This window comes from Streptomyces sp. NBC_00289, from assembly GCF_041435115.1.
GTDB lineage: Bacteria > Actinomycetota > Actinomycetes > Streptomycetales > Streptomycetaceae > Streptomyces.
The window spans coordinates 2,745,339-2,763,781 of sequence record NZ_CP108046.1 but is presented as its reverse complement, the minus strand read 5'-3'; the positions used below and the strand labels follow the sequence as shown (position 1 = coordinate 2,763,781).

Genomic DNA, 18,443 nt, shown 5'->3' with positions numbered 1-18,443 from the left:
CTCAGGCAGACCGGGGCATGTCGGCACCGGCGGCGCAAGGCTATGGGGAGTCGGGGACTTTCTACAAGGGGTTAGGAAAGGGGCTTTATAAAGTCAGTCGTCCAGTACGTCCCGGAGGAACGCGTTGGCGAATTTACCCTCCGCGTCCAGCTCCCGGGCCAGCGTGCGGAAGTCGTCCAGGCGCGGGTACCGGCCGCGCACCACCGCTGCCGGCATGGTGAACACCTTCCCCCAGTGCGGCCGCGCGTCGAAGGCCTCCAGCGCCTCCTCCAGTCGCCGTACCACCGGCAGTACCGCCGCCGTGTCCTCGATCCAGGTGAAGTGCGCCGCGACGGTGTCCCGCCCGTGGGAGGGGCTCAGCCACTGCGCGTCGGCGGCGATGGTCCGCACCTCGCACGTCTGCAGTACGGGGGCGACCGTCTCCCGGATTCCGTCGATTGCATACAGCATATCGGCGGCGAACCGGCGCGGCATCAGGTACTCCGACTGCAGCTCCGTGCCGCTGCTCGGGGTGAACTCGGCCCGGAAGTGCGGCAGTCGTTCGTGCCAGGGCCCCGGCACACCGAACTGCTCGGTGCAGTTGACCGCCGGCATGCCCGGCACCGGATGCAGCGCCTCGGTGGCCGGCGCCGCCCACGGGAAGGCGGCGAGGGGCTGGTCGGTGCGCCGCTTGAGCCACACCTGCCGGAAGCCCGGCTCCCGCCAGTCGGTGAACAGGCTGACGCTGTACGCCGTGGCCGCCACCGTCTCGAAGTCCAGTCCCGACAACGGGAGTTCGGTGAAGAGGTGCTGCTCGACCTCGAAGCCCGGCTCCAGGTCGAGAGTGAGGGCGGTGACGACGCCCAGGGCGCCGAGGGACGTGACGGCGCCGTCGAAACGCGGGTCCTCCCGTGCGACGACGACCGTCGAGCCGTCCGCCGTGACGATCTCCACCTCGCGCACGGCCGACGCCAGCGACCCGTTGGCGACGCCCGAGCCGTGCGTACCGGTGGCGACCGAACCGGCCACCGAGATGTGCGGCAGGGACGCCATGTTGGCCAGCGCCAGCCCGTGCCCGTGCACCCGGCGGGCCAGCTCCGCGTACCGGACGCCGCCGCCGACCCGCACCGTACGGGCCGTCGTGTCGACCTCCACCTCGGCCGGGAGGGCGTCCAGGGTGAGCAGAACGCCCTCGGGTCCGGGCTCCGCGATCTCGTTGAAGGAGTGTCCGCTGCCCAGCACCCGCACCTTCGCACCGCCGGCCACGAGAGCCCGGAGCGCGTCGAGCGAACGCGGGCGGTGCAGCTCCCTGGCGGCGAAGGTGATGTTGCCCGCCCAGTTGGTGACCGGCTCCGTCATGCTTGTCGTCCTCCCGAAAAGTGCGTAGGAGCAGACCCTCTCATCCGGCGCCACCGGCCAGGGCGCCGGTCGTCGTCCGTTTCGGCAGACCTCGCGCGCCGGAAGGGGACCCGGCACGGCCGGCGCGCAGGCGGGGGCATACCGTGAGGAGTCGTACGTCTGAGCCGGGAGGAGATTACGGATGGGCAGCCGTACCGCGCTGGTCGAGGATCTGATGGAGCGCTTCCCGCACGTACCGCGGGAAGCAGTCTTCAAGGAGGACCTGCTCCGTGGCGGGGTGGCCTTCGACCCGTCCGCCCTGAGCGACAACGAGAAGGGCGAGGTCAAGCCGAAGTCGTACTTCATCTTCAGCTTCGACCACGGCACCCTGCCCGAGCTGGGCGAGGCCGCGCTGCGGCGCCCGCCGGAGGAGATCATCCTCACCGGCGGCCCCTACGACCTGCGCCGGACCGTCGTCTCCGTGCGGGTCAACCCGTCCTCGCCGTACCGTGTGGCCGCGGACGAGGAGGGCGTGCTCGGGCTCTACCTCGACGGGAAGCGGATCTCCGACGTCGGTGTGCCGCCCATGCCCGAGTACTACCGGCACACCCTCGCGAGCGGGAAGTCGGTCATGGAGGTCGCCCCCACCATCCAGTGGGGCTATCTGATCTACCTCACCGTCTTCCGGGTCTGCCAGTACTTCGGCGCCAAGGAGGAGTGCCAGTACTGCGACATCAACCACAACTGGCGCCAGCACAAGGCGGCCGGGCGGCCCTACACCGGTGTGAAGGACGTCGAGGAGGTCCTCGAGGCACTGGAGATCATCGACCGGTACGACACCGCGAAGACCTCCACCGCCTACACGCTGACCGGCGGCGCGATCACCAAGACGGTCGCCGGACGCGACGAGGCCGACTTCTACGGCCACTACGCCAAGGCCATCGAGGAGCGCTTCCCCGGCCGGTGGATCGGCAAGGTCGTCGCCCAGGCCCTGCCGCGCGACGACGTGCAGCGCTTCAAGGACTACGGCGTGCAGATCTACCACCCCAACTACGAGGTGTGGGACCGCCGGCTGTTCGAGCTGTACTGCCCCGGCAAGGAGCGATACGTCGGCCGCGACGAGTGGCACAAGCGCATCCTCGACTCGGCGGAGATCTTCGGCGCGCGCAATGTGATCCCCAACTTCGTCGCGGGCGTGGAGATGGCCGAGCCGTTCGGCTTCACCACCGTCGACGAGGCGATCGCCTCCACCACCGAGGGCCTGCGCTTCTTCATGTCGCACGGCATCACGCCCCGCTTCACCACCTGGTGCCCCGAGCCGACCACCCCGCTCGGCAAGGCCAACCCGCAGGGTGCGCCGCTGGAGTACCACATCCGGCTGCTCGAGGCCTACCGGGCCACCATGGACGACTTCGGCCTCTCCTCGCCCCCCGGCTACGGGCCGCCCGGCCCCGGCCGCGCCGTCTTCTCCGTCAGCTCCTTCATGGACAGCCTCCCCGCCCGCGAGCCGACCGAGGGACAGGACGAGGTGCGCGCCTAGAAGGCTCATGAAGATCTTGGGTTCTGGCCCTGCCGCGTCAGCGGCAGGGCCAGACTCGCCATGTGGCGATGGGTGAGTGGGTCGGCGAGATGGTCGGGCCGGACGTGTGGGAGACCTGCCGGGAGTTGATCCCGGCAGGGAGTGTGTTCGCGTTCCTGGCCGAGCACCGCGGCGAGCTGTTCCCGGCTGAGATGTTCGTGGACATGTACCCGTCGGCGAACGGACGGCCGAGCATGCCGCCGCAGATTCTGGCCGCCGCGATCACCTTGCAGGCCCTTAACGGGCTGTCGGACTTCGAGACGGTCCAGGAGCTGCGGTGCGACCTGCGGTGGAAGGCCGCCTGCGGGCTGGGCCTGCACGACATGGCCTTCGACCCGTCGCTGCTGGCCTACTTCCGCCGCCGGCTGGCCCGTTCCGCCCGCCCCAACCGCATCTTCGAGGCCGTGCGCGAGGTCGTGAAGGCCACCGGAGTCCTCAAGGGCAAGCACCGCCGGGCGCTGGACTCCACCGTGCTGGACGACGCGGTCGCCACCCAGGACACCGTCACCCAGCTCATCGCCGCCGTCCGCGCGGTGATCCGCGAGGTCCCCGGCGCCGACGCGGTCGTCGCTGCGCAGTGCACCGCCCACGACTACACCGACCCGGGCAAGCCCCGCATCGCCTGGAACGACGAGCAGGCCCGCGCCGAGCTGGTCGACGCGCTGGTCACCGATGCCCTGCGACTGCTGGGCCACCTGCCAGACCAGCAACTCGGCGACAAAGCCGCGAACGTGGTGGGCATCCTGGCCCTGGTCGCCGGCCAGGACGTCGAGCCCGCCGAGGACTCCGACGGCCGCGACGGACGCTGGCGCATCACCCAAGGCACCGCTCCCAGCCGGATGCTCTCCACCGTCGATCCCGAAGCCCGGCACATCCACAAGACCCGCAGCCACCAGCAGGACGGCTTCAAGGCCCACCTGGCCATCGAGCCCGAGACCGGCTTATACACCGCCGTCGCCCTGCGGCCCGGCGCCGGAGCCGAACACCACGAGGCCGCCGTCGGCCTGGACCTGCTCGCCGACGAGGACGACCCGCTGGACGTCTTCGGCGACACCGCCTACTCCGCCGCCGACGCCCGCCAGACCCTCCACGAGGCCGGCCACCGGCTGTTCCTCAAACCCGCCCCACTGCGACCCGCCATCCCCGGCGGTTTCATCCTCGACGACTTCGCCATCGACACCACAGCCGCCATCGTGACCTGCCCGGCCGGACACGCCGTGGCCCTGTCCGACCCCGGCGGGCAGCACCACCAACGCAAAGCCTCTTTCGGGGACTTATGCACCGCATGCCACCTGCGCGAGCGGTGCACCAAAGCCAAGGCCGGACGCATCCTGACCATCCGACCGCACCACGACCTCCAGACAGCCGCCCGCCACCAGGCCGCCACCGACCCTGGCTGGCAGGCCGACTACCGCCGCTGGAGACCACCGGTCGAACGCGCCGTCGCCTGGCTCGTCCACCACGGCAACCGGCGCCTGCGCTACCGCGGCACCATCAAGAACAACACCTGGCTCCACACCCGGGCCGCCGCCCTCAACCTCCGCCGACTGATCAACCTCGGACTCACCCACACCAGTGGCACCTGGCACCTCGCACCAGCCACTACATGACCGGAGGGGCTGTCCGGCCTGACGGCCGGACAGCCCCTCACCAAGATCTTCATCAGCCTTCTAGGGCCTGTCGTCTGGGTGGGGCCCAGGGGGCGGGATGAGGCGCGCCTCCGTGGGTGAGGGCGAGCCTCGGAGTGGGGCGAGAGGGACGGAAAAGGATTCAAGTCGACCACCGTCGATACTTTTCGGCGTTCCTTCCGTATAACTCCCGTAGCGACGAGAAAACGGGTCGGGGAACAAGCGGACGAAGGCGGCCGGGCGGGGAAGCCCGGCCGCGAATCGGCGGACGGCATAATTGAATACGGAGCTTGTCAGTTGTGCGGAAAACGTGAAAAGCTCGTTCCCTGCCCCGAGGTTCCCCCCAACTCCGTTGCCAATATGGTGAGTTGACCTCGCTTGTGGATGCAGGAGACCCATGCCCGACCTGCCGACCCCCCAGGACGCCGCTGAGGCCGCACTGCTGTCCGAGTGCTGGGATGCCGTGCTCTCCTATGCCGATCTGTGCACGGCCGGCTCCACCGCGGCCACACAGCTCGCCACCGAGGCGTTCTCCCTCGGAATGCGTGAAGCCCGCTTCGCCGAGGCCGGCCCGGCCCGCGGCGCCGGCCGCCGCTCCGCCCACCTGCCCATGATCCCCCTGCTGCTGACCGCGGTCCGCTCCACCGCGGCGGTCTGGGAGGAACAGGGGGAGGGACACCGGCTCGACCCCGAGTTGCGGCTGTGGCTCCACTCGGACAACGCGGCCCGCTACACCGGACCGCCGCTGCAGCGGCCGCTCGCCCTGCGTGGCCTGCGCGACCTCCAGGAAGCCGACGCGGCGCTGCTGTGGCTGGCCGAGGTCGAGGCGTTGCCGCTGCCCGTGGTGGCCCGCCGGCTCGGCCACGACCCGGCCGCCGTCGCGGACGAACTCGCGCAAGTGCGCGTCCTGTTCAGGGACCGCTGTCACCGCAACCATCTCGACACGCCGATGACCGGGCAGTGCCGCAGCTACGCCCGGCTGCTCGACGCGGTCACCCGCTCGCCCGCCGCCGACACCCCGGCCGACCTCTCCCGGCACATGGCCCGCTGCGTGGAGTGCGCCGAGGCCGCCGCGTGTCTGCGGCTGCACGGAGGCGGACTGCCGGGGGCGCTCGTCGGCGGAGTCATCGGCTGGGGCGGCCTCGCCTACCTGGAGCGCCGCCGCCGGGCCGCCGAGGTGCGCCTGGGAGCCGGGCGCCCGGACCCGGTGGACGGGCAGGGCGGGGAGCCGAACTCCGTGGCGCACAAGGCGCGCGTCGTGCGCAACGGTCTTCTCGTCGCGGCCGTCCTCGTCTCCCTGCTGGCGCTCGCCGTCTCGATGATGCCCATGGGAGGCAGCGATGACGGCGCCGCGGCCTCCGGCGACTCCGGCAACCGCCAGCCGGTGGCCGACCCCGGCGCCTCCGTGCCCTCCGTCGGCCCACTGCCGTCCGGCTCGAAGTCGTCCGGCGGAGGCAAGCCCAGCGCTTCCGCGGCGTCCAAGGGGAGCGCTGGGAGCAAGGGGAGCAAGTCCGAGCCGGAACCCCAGGGCACCTCCTCCTCGACCGCCCGCGGCCGTGAACAGGGCGCCGGTGACGGTGAGTCGGCCACCTGCGAGTTCCAGTACGAACTCGTCAACCAGTGGCCCGACGGCTTCCAGGCCACCGTCACGGTCACCTCCGCCGAGGCCCTCGCGAACTGGCGCGTCTCCTGGTCCTTCCGGGACGGCCAGAAGGTCACCCAGATGTGGGACGCCAGCTTCGCCCAGAACGGCTCCCGCACCACCGCCGCGGCCGCCGACTACAACAAGTCCGTCCCCGCGGACGGCACTCTGACCTTCGGCTTCCTCGCGACCTGGCAGGGCAAGAACTCCCCGGCGTACGACATCGAGCTGAACGGCGAGAGCTGCACGAAGGCCTGACGCCGACAAGGCGTCGAGAGTCGGTGAAGGACCTGTCCGGAGTGACCGCACAGCAGGCCGAACGGAACGGCGTGCGTGGGCGTGGCCGGGTGAGCAGCGACCCAGGCCCGCTGTCGCTCCCTACGGCCGGGACGAGGCGTGGGCGGACGGGTTCGGCCCGCACGAGGCCGAGGGTCTGCTGGGTGCCCGGATGACCGGCCCCGCCTGATCGTCCACGTGGGCACCCCTGAGGCCGGCCTCGCCGATGCCGAGACCACCCCCGCCCGGCACACCGCTTGGGAGACCGCCGGCCTCGGGCCGGACCAGGAACTCGTGGACGCCGCCCGGCCGACCGACTCCGCGTGGTTCGACGAACCCGTCCACGCATGCCTGGCGGCCACCACCCTCGCCCGGACGGACGGTGCTGACCGGGCATGGGTGGACATAATGGATCAAAATGGTCGTAACATACGCCAAGACTGCGGAGGCGTGGCGATGCGCGGCAACGCCGAGAACGACGAGGGCTCCGTCGAGGAGTTCGACGACGAGAACGGTGACGAACTCGACGCCGAGGACAGTGACGAGTACGCCGCTCCCGAGGCCTACGACGAGGAGTCGGGATCATACGAAGACGAGCCGGTGTCCTACGACGAGGAGGACGCAGCCGGGGCGAGCCCTGACGTCTTCCTCGACGTTCCGCTCCTGAAGGTCGACGAGATCGACCTGGACGTCGAGGACCTGCGGGCGCATGTCTCGCTGCAGGCCGAGGTGCTGGATCTGCTCAAACTGAATGTGGGCGCCGACGTCACGCTCGGCAGGGTGCACCTGGGCATCTCGGGCGTCGAGGCACAGGCCCAGCTCAAGGTGCGTCTCCACCACGTCGCACAGATCATCGACCGCGTGCTCACCACGCTCGACCGCAACCCGGAGATCCTGCACGAGCTGGCGCGTGGAGTCGGGTCCGCCGTGCGGGATGTCGGCGGCGGAGCCCGTCAGGCCGTAGGGGAGCTGGGTACGGGTGCCGGAAGGGCCGTCCAGGAGGTCGGCCAGGGTGCGGGGACCGCCGTCCGGGACGTGGGGCAGGGTGCTGGGGCTGCCGTACAGGATGTGGGCCGGGGTGCGGGGGCTGCCGTACAGGATGTGGGCCAGGGTGTCGGCTCCGTGGCGCAGGATGTCGGTCAGGGAGCCGGGAGGGCAGTTCAGGACGTGGGCGGTGGTGCCGGGCGTGCGGTGGAGGGCGTCGGCGGTGGTGCCGGGCGTGCGGTGGAGGGCGTCGGCGGTGGTGCCGGGCGTGCGGTGGAGGACGTCGGCCACGAGACGAGCAGGACCGTCGGAAGCGTCGGCGAGACGGTGGGCGGCACTGCGGGGAGCGTGGGCGGCCAGGTTGCCGGTGCGACGGAAGGTGTGACGGAAGCGGCAGGTGACACGGTACGAGACGGCGGCCACGCCGTTGCGGACGCTGCGGAGTCGGCGAACGCCACCGCGGAACGGACCGAGCCGCGTGCGGTGCGCAAGGGCGCCGAGGGACAGCGGGGCCGAGCCGCCCGGAGCCAAGGCGGCACCCGCACCCGCCGGGTGCGCGGAGAGGACGGGAAGCTGCCGCCGAGGTCCAGTCGCCCTCGTGCCGCCAAGGAGCCGGAGGAGCCGCCCTGAACGCGAGGCGCGGGAGCGACGAGCCCGGCGGGGGACATCCTGTTCCGGTCGACGGTCCACGCCGCACGGCTCCGCTTCACCCGGGGACCCCAGACTGCTGTCCGCTTCCCCGGCACCGGGAAGCGGGAGTCCACGAGCCACAGCCACCGCACCCACCTGCCGGACACGGTCCGCCCCGGTCAGGAATACCAGGACGTCACCGTCACCTACCACCTGGCGACCCGGCTCATCAGGGAGCCCGAGACCGGGCGGAGCGGTGACGACAGCGCGGACTTGTGACCCTCCGGCTGCACTTCCCGCCCCCGCTCCGTGCCTGAGCGGGTCCGGAAGAAAAACCGGTGGCACGTGCGGGTGCGCGCCTCTATGGTGAGGGCTGCTTCACACGGTGGTCTGCCGGTCCCGTCCGGCGGCCGAGTGAGTAACGGGAGGTGTGACCGATGGCTGTCCATGTGGTGGGCGCTGCCCGCATCCGGAAGTTCGTCAAGTCCACCTCCGTGGCCTCCGGCTGACCTCTCTCCTCCCGCGCCAGTGAGCGCGGTGCCGGGGCCACCCTGTGAAGGGTCACCCCTTGTCTTTGTCTTTCTCTTCTCTCCCAGGTTCGTCCTCGTCCTCCTCGCATCCGCTCGTGCCGTACGGCTGGGATGCGGGCTGGGAGGCCGAGTTCGCCCCGTATGCCGGGCAGGGTCTGCTGCCCGGTCGTGTCGTGCGGGTCGATCGCGGTCAGTGCGACGTCGTCACCCCGGTCGGTCCCGTCCGTGCCGACACCGAGTTCGTCGTTCCCCGTGACCCGATGAAGGTCGTGTGCACGGGGGACTGGGCCGCCGTCGACCCCGAAGGCAGCGATCCGCTGTACGTGCGGACACTGCTGCCGCGCCGTACCGCCTTCGTGCGTTCCACCTCCTCCAAGCGGTCCGAGGGGCAGATCCTCGCCGCCAACGTCGACCACGCGGTCGTCGCCGTGTCGCTGGCCGGCGAACTCGACCTCGGCCGCATCGAACGCTTCCTGGCCCTGGCCTGGGAGTCCGGGGCACAGCCCGTGGTCGCCCTCACCAAGGCCGACCTCGTGCCCGACGCGGCGACCCTCGCGCATCTCGTCCAGGACGTCGAGACGACCGCGCCCGGTGTGCCGGTGGTGCCGGTCAGCGCCCGGGACGGGGACGGGCTCGACGTGCTCGCCGCCGTCGTCGCCGGGGGCACGTCCGTGCTGCTCGGACAGTCCGGCGCGGGCAAGTCGACGCTCGCCAACGCGCTGCTCGGCGCGGACGTGATGGAGGTCCAGGCCATCCGCGACGTGGACGGCAAGGGCCGCCACACGACCACCACGCGCAACCTCCTCGCCCTGCCGGGCGGGGGCGTGCTGATCGACACCCCGGGACTGCGGGGCGTCGGCCTGTGGGACGCCGAGGCCGGGGTCGGGCAGGTCTTCTCCGAGATCGAGGAGCTGGCCCGGCAGTGCCGTTTCCACGACTGCGCCCACGGGTCCGAGCCGGGGTGCGCGGTGCTGGCCGCGCTCGAATCCGGCGAGCTGCCCGAGCGGCGGCTGGACAGCTACCGCAAGCTCCTGCGGGAGAACCAGCGGATCGTCGCCAAGACCGACGCTCGGGTGCGGGCCGAGATCCGGCGTGACTGGAAGCGGAAGGGGGCGGAGGGACGGGCGGCGATGGAGGCGAAGCGGGGGAACCGGCACGTGTAGACCCGCGCCCGCGTCGCACGTTCCGGGGCGCACCGCCGCGTCCGATTTCCGCCAGCGCCGTCCTCGGCCGTCGCCCACACTGGATGGCGTGATGGACGAGGACAGCAGGTACGAGGCGGTGCGCAGCCGGGACGCCCGGTTCGACGGCGAGTTCTTCTTCGCCGTCGAGACGACCGGGATCTACTGCCGGCCCAGCTGCCCGGCGGTGACCCCGAAACGGCGCAACGTGCGGTTCTACGCGACGGCCGCCGCCGCGCAGGGCTCGGGCTTCCGGGCCTGCCGGCGGTGCCGGCCGGACGCCGTGCCGGGCTCCGCCGACTGGAACGTACGCGCCGACGTGGTGGGGCGGGCCATGCGCCTGATCGGCGACGGTGTCGTCGACCGGGAGGGCGTGGCCGGCCTCGCCACGCGGCTGGGATACAGCGCGCGCCAGGTGCAGCGGCAGCTCACCACCGAGCTGGGCGCCGGACCGGTCGCACTGGCCCGCGCCCAGCGGGCGCACACCGCGCGCGTCCTGCTGCAGACCACCGAGCTGGCGATCACCGAGATCGCCTTCGCGTCCGGGTTCGCGAGCGTGCGGCAGTTCAACGACACCGTCCGGGCCGTGTACGCCGCGACACCGAGCACACTGCGCGCCGCCGCGCCGCACGGCGGGCGGGCGCCCCGGCGGGCGGCCACCCCGACCGCGGGCATCCCGCTGCGGTTGGCCCACCGAGGCCCCTACCAGGCCGGCGCCGTCTTCGACCTGCTCGACGGTGAGGCCGTGCCCGGCCTGGAGGAGGTGAGCGGACCGCGGGGCGGCCGCATCTACCGGCGCACCCTCCGCCTGCCCCACGGCACCGGCATCGTCGCCGTGGACGAACGGCCCGGCGCCCCGGGGCCGCCGCGCGGCGCCGCCCATCCCGGCGGCTGGCTGGACGCCCGCCTCCACCTCACCGACCCCCGTGACCTGACCACCGCCGTCGGGCGGCTGCGGCGCCTGTTCGACCTCGACTCCGATCCGTACGCCGTCGACGAACGGCTCGGCGCCGACGTACGGCTCGCCCCCCTGGTCGCGGCCCGGCCCGGGCTGCGCTCGCCGGGCGCCGCCGACCCCGAGGAACTGGCGGTACGGGCGCTGGCCGGCCGGGCCGAGTCCGAACGGCTGGTACGGCGGTACGGCAAGGCCCTGGACGCCCCCTGCGGCAGCCTCACCCACCTCTTCCCCGAACCCGCCGTCCTCGCCGAGGCCGAGCCGGACGGCCCTCTGGGCGCGCTCACCACGGCCCTCGCGGACGGCGTCGTACGGCTCGACCCGGGCGCCGACCGGGACGACGCGCAGCGTGCGCTGCTCGCCCTGCCCGGCCTGGACGCCCGTACCGTCGCCGCCGTCCGCACCCGCGCCCTCGGCGATCCCGACGTCGCCCCACCCGGCCTCGACATTCCCGACAGCTGGCGCCCCTGGCGCTCCTATGCCGTGCAACACCTGCGTACAGCAGGGGAGTTGGAGTTCCTGTGAGTACCACGACCTACTGGACCGCCGTCGACAGCCCCGTCGGCGCGCTGCTGCTGACCGCCGGCCCGACCGGCGCCCTGGCCTCGCTCTCCGTGCCCGGCCAGAAGGGCGGCCGCACCGTCCAGGACGACTGGCGGCACGACCCCGGCCCGTTCCGGGCGGCCGAGGAGCAGCTCGCCGCCTACTTCGCCGGTGAACTCAAGGAGTTCCGGCTGGAGTTGCTGGCGGTCGGCACCGAGTTCCGGGAACGGGTGTGGGCCGCCCTCGACGCCGTGCCCTACGGAGGCACCGTGACCTACGGTGAGATCGCCGCCCGGATCGGTGCCCCCAGGGCCGCCGTACGGGCCGTGGGCGGCGCGATCGGCGCCAACCCGCTGCTGATCGTCCGGCCGTGCCACCGGGTGATCGGCGCCGACGGTTCGCTGACCGGGTACGCGGGCGGCCTGGACCGCAAGACGCGGCTGCTCACCCTGGAAGGCTTCCTCCGGCAGCCGAGCCGCTGAGCTCGGGGCTGTCCTCCTCCAGCCCCCAGCTGTGGATGCGCCGCGGCAGGATGCGGATCACCTCCTCGCTGAAGTGCGGGCCCAGCTCGTGCGGGCCGGTGAGGAGTTCCGCCTCGCCGCGGATGTCGATGCCCCGCACCTTCCACGGCCGCAGGCTGACGATGTCGTCGACGACCAGGGCGACCTTCGGGTTCTGCCGCAGGTTGCGCCACTTCTTGGTACGGCCCATCGCCAGGCCGCCGATCAGGATCGTGCCGTCGTCCTGCGGGAAGAAGCCGACCGGGTTGGCCTGCGGCTGTCCGTGGGCGTCGACGGTGGCGAGCCGTCCCAGCCGCTGCGACCTGAGGTACGCGCGCTCGGCCTCACTGAATGCGGTCATGCAGGCCAGCCAAACACGCCCGGCGGGCCCGGCGCATCGTCTTCTCGACCTAGGTCCGGGGGGCCTGGGCCGGGGGCGCGGCATCCGACGGCCGGAGTCCGGTGCCGTACCGTCCCGGGGGCCTTGAGTCGTGCCGGATCGTCCGGGAGCGGGAGGCGGCGCTGCGGCTTTCGGGGCCTGGGCCGGGGGCGCGGCGTCGGACGGCCGTAGGCGGTGCGGCAGTCGTCCGAGGGGCCGAAGTCGGTGACGCGTCACCGCGGGTCCCGGGCCGGCGGCGCAGCATCTGACAGCCGTAGGCAGTGCGGCGTCGTCGGAGGGGCCGAAGTCGGTGACGCGTCGCCCCATGTCCCGGGCCGGGGGCGCGACGGCCGTAGGCGGTGCCGTGTCGCTCGGGCCCCGAGTGGGCCGCGCAGTACCCGACGGCCGGAGTCGGCGGCGCTTCGTCCGAGGCTGCTCAGCCCCAGAACACCGCCCCCAGCCACGCCCCCATGATCAGCAGGCAGGTGAACAGTTCGGCGAGCACACTGGAGCCGCCCGAGCGCATCGCCGTCCGCAGGGCCGCCATCGCCTCACCGTGACGGCCGAGCCGACGGCGTTCGCAGAGGTAGATGCCGCCCACGAAGCCGGGGATCGCGCCGAGCACGGGCACCAGGAAGAAGCCGGCGAGCGCGCCCAGCCCGGCGTACACCGCCATCCGAGGAGTGGCGCCGCTCTCCCGCAGCCGTCTGGGCGGCAGCGCCCAGCGCACCACCTGGGAGGTGAACAGCGCGACGGTGGCGCCCACCAGGAGCCACCAGGAGACCGGCTGCGGATCCTTCAGCGCCCACCACGAGACCGCGGCCCACACGAGCCACGACCCCGGTACCCCGGGCACCAGTACTCCGCACAAGCCGAGCAGGAGGACCGCACCGACCAGCAGGAGGTCCCACACTCCCATCTGACCAGACTGCCGGAGAGTAGGAGAAGCCGCAGGTCAGCCCTGCTCGCAAAGCCGTGCCGGTGCGCGGCGATCCTTAGCATCGGTGTTCGACCTGTCACCCGACGCGCCGGGAGCCGCCCAGGAGATGGGCCGGATTTTCCGGATGCCCCGTTTTCATCCCGGCCGTGCGGTGGACAATTGAGGGCATGAGTCAGCAGGGGGGACCGCCCGCCGGTCACGAGGACGACTGGTGGAGGCAGCTGTACGAGGACTCCACCGGGGACACCGGACCCACGGCGGCGCCCGATTCACTCGACGACCGGTTCGCGTCGGCGGCGGGAGCGGTGGACGCCGGGCAGCGGACGCCGGACACGCCGCCCCGCCCGGAGTTCGCTCCGCAACGCGCTCCCTGGGAGCCGCCCCCCGACGCACCCCCGGCCCCGGCGACCTTCCCGCGTGGACCGATGCCGCCGGGATTCGTCGAGCGCGCGCCCCAGGTGCGCACCCCGTCCGCGGCCGGTGGCCGCCCGTCGACGGAGACACCGGCCACCACCGTCCCCGCCTCCCGAATGCCCCCCGACGCGCCGCCGCCCCCGCCCTCCGGCCGGGACACCCGCGAGGACACCGGCCGGGACTTCGGTGAGGACACCGGCCGGGACTTCGGTGAGGACACCGCGAACGTCCCGGACCGTGCGCCCGGCACCGGCCCGGTACGGGAGCCCGGTCCGGGACGTGATGTGGGCGCCGACGCCGACCGGGACGCCATCGCCGCCGCCGCGGAAGCCGCTGAGGCCGTGCAGGCCGGACCCGTACCGAGGGAGCGTCCGCCGGGCCCCTTCGCCGGCCGCACCCCACCCGACTCCGGCGCCGGACCCGGACTCGGCGGAGACCCCGGCGACGGCAGCGCGCCCGCACCCCTCACCGCCGGCGAGGCGAACCGCACCGCCACCCGCGTGGACCTCCCGTCCCTCCCCCCGGTGGCCGTCGACTACGTCGGCTCCGGCCCGCCCACCTACGACGCCGAACCCACCGCCCTGCCGCCCGCCGACCCCGACGACCTGGACGACCTGGTGGCGGACACCGTCCTCGACGGGGCCCGGTACGGGGCCTGCACCCTGCGGGCCGTCTCCGGGCGCGGAGACTCCGCACGGTTCCGCGGCGAGCCGCGCCGGGACTCCCTGCTCACCGCCCGTTTCGGGACCGGTGACCAGACGCTGGTGCTGGTCGCGATGGCGACCGGGGCGCGCGCCACACCGGGCGCGCACCGGGCGGCCGCCGAGGCCTGCCGGTGGATCGGCCGGGCCGTGGGCCGCAGCCACGCCCGGCTCGCCGAGGACATAAGGGCAGGCCGCCGCGGCGACCTGAAGTCCGGCCTGCACCGCCTCACCGACCGCAGCCTGGGCAGGCTCCGTGCCAGCGCCGCCGAACAGGGCATCGACCCGGACGAGTACGCCGCCAGCCTGCGCTGCCTGCTGCTGCCGGCCGACCCGGACTGCCGTACCCGCGTGTTCTTCGGCGTCGGCACCGGCGGACTGTTCCGGCTGCGGGACGGGGAGTGGCAGGACATCGAGCCGAGGGTCGCCGACATCACCGGCGAACCGGTGGTCGGCTTCGGCTCGCTGCCGGCCGAGACCCCCGAGGGCGACCGGCTCACCATGGATCTCGGCATCCCGACACCGCCGAGCCCGTACGAGCCCGCACCCGAGCCGCCCCGTGAGCCGTTCCGCTTCCGCGCCTCCGTCGGCCGCCCGGGTGACACGCTCGTGATGTGCACCGACGGGCTCGCCGAACCGCTGCGCGGCGAGCCCGAACTGTGCGGATACCTGACCGGCCGGTGGGCCGGGCAGGCTCCGCCCGGTCTTGCCGCGTTCCTCGCCGACGTGCAGGTCCGGGTCAAGGGATACGCGGACGACCGTACGGCCGCAGCCGTCTGGGAGGCATGACAGCGCTTGTTGTGAATTCATGGACCCTGCGGGGATCTCCGGACACCGAAAGGGCATGAGAGCACCATGGCCAAGCAGAACGTTGCCGAGCAGTTCGTCGACATCCTCGTCCGTGCCGGAGTCAAACGCCTGTACGGCGTCGTCGGCGACAGCCTCAACCCGGTCGTGGACGCGGTCCGCCGCAACGCCGCCCTCGACTGGGTGCACGTCCGGCACGAGGAGACCGCCGCCTTCGCCGCCGGCGCGGAAGCCCAGATCACCGGCAAGCTCACGGCCTGCGCGGGCTCCAGCGGACCGGGCAACCTGCATCTCATCAACGGCCTCTACGACGCCCACCGCTCCATGGCGCCCGTCATCGCCCTCGCCTCGCACATCCCCTCCAGCGAGATCGGCCTCGGCTACTTCCAGGAGACGCACCCCGACCAGCTGTTCCGCGAGTGCAGCCACTACAGCGAGCTGATCTCCAGCCCGAAGCAGATGCCGAGGCTGCTCCAGACGGCGATCCAGCACGCGGTCGGGCAGTCCGGCGTCAGCGTCGTCGCCCTCCCCGGTGACATCGCCGCCGAGCCCGCGCCCGAGAAGGCCGCCGAGACCGCCCTCGTCACCTCCCGGCCCAGCGTCCGCCCCGGCGACGCCGAACTCGACAAGCTCGTCGACATGATCGACCGGGCCGAGAAGGTCACCCTGTTCTGCGGCAGCGGCACGGCGGGCGCGCACGCCGAGGTCATGGAGTTCGCCGGAAAGATCAAGTCCCCGGTCGGGCACGCGCTGCGCGGCAAGGAATGGATCCAGTACGACAACCCGTACGACGTCGGCATGAGCGGCCTGCTCGGCTACGGGGCCGCCTACGAGGCCACCCACGAGTGTGACCTGCTGATCCTGCTCGGCACCGACTTCCCGTACAACGCCTTCCTGCCCGACGACGTGAAGATCGTCCAGGTCGACGTCCGGCCCGAACACCTGGGCCGCCGCTCCAAGCTGGACCTCGCCGTGTGGGGCGATGTGCGGGAGACCCTGCGCTGTCTGACCCCGCGCGTGCGGACCAAGGACAACCGGCGCTTCCTCGACAGGATGCTCAAGAAGCACGCGGACGCGCTCGAGGGGGTCGTCAAGGCGTACACCCGCAAGGTCGACAAGCACGTGCCCATCCACCCCGAGTACGTGGCCTCCGTGCTCGACGAACTCGCCGACGACGACGCGGTGTTCACCGTCGACACCGGCATGTGCAACGTCTGGGCCGCCCGCTACATCTCACCCAACGGCCGCCGCCGCGTGATCGGTTCCTTCTCCCACGGCTCGATGGCGAACGCGCTGCCCATGGCGATCGGGGCGCAGTTCACCGACCGGAGCCGCCAGGTCGTCTCCATGTCCGGCGACGGCGGGTTCTCCATGCTCATGGGCGACTTCCTCACCCTCGTGCAGTACGACCTGCCGGTGAAGGTCGTCCTCTTCAACAACTCCTCGCTGGGCATGGTCGAGCTGGAGATGCTGGTCGCCGGGCTGCCGTCGTACGGCACCACGAACAGGAACCCCGACTTCGCCGCCGTCGCCCGTGCCTGCGGTGCCCACGGGGTGCGTGTCGAGAAGCCCAAGGACCTCGCGGGCGCCCTCAAGGACGCGTTCCGGCACAAGGGGCCGGCCCTCGTCGACATCGTCACCGACCCCAACGCCCTCTCCATTCCGCCGAAGATCAGCGCCGAGATGGTGACCGGGTTCGCGCTGTCCGCCTCGAAGATCGTGCTGGACGGCGGGGTCGGCCGGATGCTTCAGATGGCCCGCTCCAACCTCCGCAACGTGCCGCGGCCGTAGGCCGTGTCCGCGGCACCGAGTCAGTCGGTGGGGACCCACTGGCGCGCAGAACCGTTCGACCCGTACCAGTAGCGGGACAGGCCCTTGATGCCGCTCGTGCGGAACGGGCGGCCGTGGTCGTCGACGCGGATCGTGCCGGTGCGGCCCTGGGAGGACCAGTCCAGTTCGAGGTACCAGTCGCAGTCGCAGGCCTCGGTCCGCGCGGTGACCAGCAGGGCCTCCGGGTCCTCGGCGGACACCCGGTAGGGCATGCTGACCGCGGGGATCGTGTGCTCGCTGTCGGCTCCCGCGACTGAGCGGGCGATGGGCCGGTTCTGGTCCAGATCGACGGCGAAGTAGCGGGGGGTCATATCCCCGCCGCAGCCCTGCTCCATGGCGTAGACGTTGCCCTGGGCGGGCGCCGCGCGTCCGACGACACGGACCCGCAGCGCCTCCAGGACGACGGCCGTCGAGGACCGTCCCTGGACCGAGATCCGCACGTTGGTCTCCCGTCCGTGCACCGCGCCCTGCGTCGCCGCCCACGTCCCCGCGTCCTGAGCGGCCGGGGGCGGCGGGACCTGCCGGGGCGGCTTGGCGATGACGTAGTCGTGGCTGCAGCCGAGCGCCCACACCTGGGAGTCGGCGGTCCAGGCGAGGGGGACGGCGGTGGAGTCCGGCTTGCCGGGCCCGCGGCTGCCGGCGGTCCCCGAGCCGGTGCCGGTCGCGGAACCTGAGCGGGACGCGGAGGGCTTGGCGTGCGCCGAGGGCGACCGCGTCGTGGAGGCGCCGGGGGAGGGGCTTTCGGAGGTGGCCGACGGATGGTGGAGTGCGCCGGACGCCGTGGCGCGGGCCGAGGGCGGGGCGGGCTGTGCGGAGTCGCCCGTCGAGGGGCGGTCCGCCGACAGGGCTGAGAGGCTGCCCAGGGTGACGAGCAGCACGGTGGCCACGGCCGCCGTGACGGCGGTCCGACGACGCCGGTACCAGGGGCGGCGCAGCGGTCGGGTCGCGGTTGGTTCCCCGGCCCTGACGGGCGAGGGACCGGCGGACTCGAAGACTGAGGCAGGAGCAGGAGCAGGAGCAGAGGCTGGGTTCGGGTTCGGGTTCGGGTTCGGTGCCGGTGTGTCGGACGGGCCCGATGCGTCCGGAGCGGCCGACGTCTCCGGTCCGGTCGACGTCTCCGGTCCGGCCGGCGTCTGCAGGGTGCCGGTGGTGCGGGGGCGTTGCCGGGCCGCCACCGCGAGGAGCCACGAGCGATGCAGTTCCAGGCGCTCGTCCGCCGAAGCCCCGCACAGCACGGCGAAGCGTTCCACGGGCGCGTAGTCGAGGGGAACCGCCTCACCGGCGCAGTAGCGGTGCAGCGTGGAGGTGTTCATGTTCAGGCGGCGGGCCAGCGAACCGTAACTGCGGTCCGTGCGCTGCTTCAGCCGCCGCAGCAGGGCCGCGAACTCCTCGACGTCGTCGTGTGCGGGCACCGTACCCCCGTCTCCGGGCCCGGGACGGCATCCCAGGCACTCCATATACCTGCACGTCAGATGGCCTGGGATGGTTCCACCGTGGCGGATCGCGGCTCGGTGGTTGCGCCCGCCCACCCGGTCCGCCGATGCTTCTGGTGTCGCACCGACCGTCGCCGGACGGACCATCCGGCCGCGCCGCGACTTCCGACACCC

The 18,443-nt window shown here is 72.4% G+C and carries 13 protein-coding genes; 9 read left to right on the top strand and 4 right to left on the bottom strand.

Going from position 1 to position 18,443, the window contains the following annotated elements; all coding sequences use genetic code 11:
* Window positions 1-93 precede the first annotated feature (93 nt).
* A complete protein-coding gene (locus OG985_RS12850) occupies window positions 94-1,338 on the bottom strand; it encodes an FAD-binding protein (protein ID WP_371668437.1) in 1,245 nt (414 codons plus the stop codon).
* Window positions 1,339-1,519: 181 nt separating this feature from the next.
* Between OG985_RS12850 and OG985_RS12845 the strand changes: the two genes are divergently transcribed.
* The 7 genes from OG985_RS12845 to OG985_RS12815 all read left to right on the top strand — a co-directional run bounded on the left by OG985_RS12845 (window position 1,520) and on the right by OG985_RS12815 (window position 11,747).
* Entirely contained in the window at window positions 1,520-2,857 is a 1,338-nt protein-coding gene (locus OG985_RS12845; protein WP_371668436.1) for a radical SAM protein, read from the top strand.
* Window positions 2,858-2,925: 68 nt separating this feature from the next.
* The gene (locus tag OG985_RS12840) at window positions 2,926-4,506 is read left to right on the top strand and encodes an IS1182 family transposase (RefSeq protein ID WP_371666829.1); all 1,581 of its coding nucleotides are present in this window, start codon (window positions 2,926-2,928) and stop codon (window positions 4,504-4,506) included.
* A gap of 415 nt (window positions 4,507-4,921) precedes the next feature.
* A complete protein-coding gene (locus OG985_RS12835) occupies window positions 4,922-6,424 on the top strand; it encodes a cellulose-binding domain-containing protein (RefSeq protein WP_371668435.1) in 1,503 nt (500 codons plus the stop codon).
* 216 nt (window positions 6,425-6,640) lie between these two features.
* Window positions 6,641-8,056 carry a hypothetical protein gene (locus tag OG985_RS12830; RefSeq protein WP_371668434.1) on the top strand — a complete coding sequence of 472 codons (1,416 nt, stop codon included), beginning with the start codon at window positions 6,641-6,643 and terminating at the stop codon, window positions 8,054-8,056.
* A 574-nt stretch (window positions 8,057-8,630) separates the two neighbouring features.
* A complete protein-coding gene (gene rsgA, locus OG985_RS12825) occupies window positions 8,631-9,749 on the top strand; it encodes a ribosome small subunit-dependent GTPase A (RefSeq protein WP_371668433.1) in 1,119 nt (372 codons plus the stop codon).
* Window positions 9,750-9,840: 91 nt separating this feature from the next.
* Window positions 9,841-11,247 carry a DNA-3-methyladenine glycosylase 2 family protein gene (locus OG985_RS12820; protein WP_371674354.1) on the top strand — a complete coding sequence of 469 codons (1,407 nt, stop codon included), beginning with the start codon at window positions 9,841-9,843 and terminating at the stop codon, window positions 11,245-11,247.
* Window positions 11,244-11,747: a methylated-DNA--[protein]-cysteine S-methyltransferase gene (locus OG985_RS12815; RefSeq protein ID WP_371668432.1), complete on the top strand. Its 504-nt coding sequence runs from the start codon at window positions 11,244-11,246 to the stop codon at window positions 11,745-11,747. Before OG985_RS12820 ends, OG985_RS12815 begins: the two co-directional genes overlap by 4 nt.
* On the opposite strand, the gene OG985_RS12810 is transcribed toward OG985_RS12815, so the two are convergent.
* Both OG985_RS12810 and OG985_RS12805 read right to left on the bottom strand, forming a co-directional pair.
* On the bottom strand, window positions 11,710-12,126 hold the full coding sequence (locus OG985_RS12810) for a PPOX class F420-dependent oxidoreductase (protein ID WP_371668431.1): 417 nt from the start codon (window positions 12,124-12,126) through the stop codon (window positions 11,710-11,712). The two genes, OG985_RS12815 and OG985_RS12810, sit on opposite strands and share 38 nt — an antisense overlap.
* Window positions 12,127-12,580: 454 nt before the next feature.
* Entirely contained in the window at window positions 12,581-13,063 is a 483-nt protein-coding gene (locus tag OG985_RS12805) for a DUF456 domain-containing protein (protein WP_371668430.1), read from the bottom strand.
* A gap of 188 nt (window positions 13,064-13,251) precedes the next feature.
* On the opposite strand from OG985_RS12805, the gene OG985_RS12800 reads away from it, so the two are divergent.
* Both OG985_RS12800 and OG985_RS12795 read left to right on the top strand, forming a co-directional pair.
* A complete protein-coding gene (locus tag OG985_RS12800; protein ID WP_371668429.1) occupies window positions 13,252-14,988 on the top strand; it encodes a protein phosphatase 2C domain-containing protein in 1,737 nt (578 codons plus the stop codon).
* Window positions 14,989-15,054: 66 nt separating this feature from the next.
* Window positions 15,055-16,797, top strand: a complete 1,743-nt coding sequence (locus OG985_RS12795; protein WP_371668428.1) for a pyruvate dehydrogenase — start codon at window positions 15,055-15,057, stop codon at window positions 16,795-16,797.
* 20 nt (window positions 16,798-16,817) lie between these two features.
* Here the strand turns inward: OG985_RS12795 and OG985_RS12790 are convergent, their stop codons facing one another.
* On the bottom strand, window positions 16,818-18,293 hold the full coding sequence (locus OG985_RS12790) for a helix-turn-helix domain-containing protein (protein WP_371668427.1): 1,476 nt from the start codon (window positions 18,291-18,293) through the stop codon (window positions 16,818-16,820).
* Between the last annotated feature and the right edge of the window lie 150 nt (window positions 18,294-18,443).

Excerpts from the sequence above, each read along its gene's own strand:
- OG985_RS12850 (WP_371668437.1), bottom strand. The coding sequence starts at position 1,338 with ATGACGGAGCCGGTCACCAACTGGGCGGGCAACATCACCTTCGCCGCC.
- OG985_RS12845 (WP_371668436.1), top strand. The coding sequence starts at position 1,520 with ATGGGCAGCCGTACCGCGCTGGTCGAGGATCTGATGGAGCGCTTCCCG.
- OG985_RS12840 (WP_371666829.1), top strand. The coding sequence starts at position 2,926 with ATGGGTGAGTGGGTCGGCGAGATGGTCGGGCCGGACGTGTGGGAGACC.
- OG985_RS12835 (WP_371668435.1), top strand. The coding sequence starts at position 4,922 with ATGCCCGACCTGCCGACCCCCCAGGACGCCGCTGAGGCCGCACTGCTG.
- OG985_RS12820 (WP_371674354.1), top strand. The coding sequence starts at position 9,841 with ATGGACGAGGACAGCAGGTACGAGGCGGTGCGCAGCCGGGACGCCCGG.
- OG985_RS12810 (WP_371668431.1), bottom strand. The coding sequence starts at position 12,126 with ATGACCGCATTCAGTGAGGCCGAGCGCGCGTACCTCAGGTCGCAGCGG.
- OG985_RS12805 (WP_371668430.1), bottom strand. The coding sequence starts at position 13,063 with ATGGGAGTGTGGGACCTCCTGCTGGTCGGTGCGGTCCTCCTGCTCGGC.
- OG985_RS12800 (WP_371668429.1), top strand. The coding sequence starts at position 13,252 with ATGAGTCAGCAGGGGGGACCGCCCGCCGGTCACGAGGACGACTGGTGG.
- OG985_RS12795 (WP_371668428.1), top strand. The coding sequence starts at position 15,055 with ATGGCCAAGCAGAACGTTGCCGAGCAGTTCGTCGACATCCTCGTCCGT.
- OG985_RS12790 (WP_371668427.1), bottom strand. The coding sequence starts at position 18,293 with ATGGAGTGCCTGGGATGCCGTCCCGGGCCCGGAGACGGGGGTACGGTG.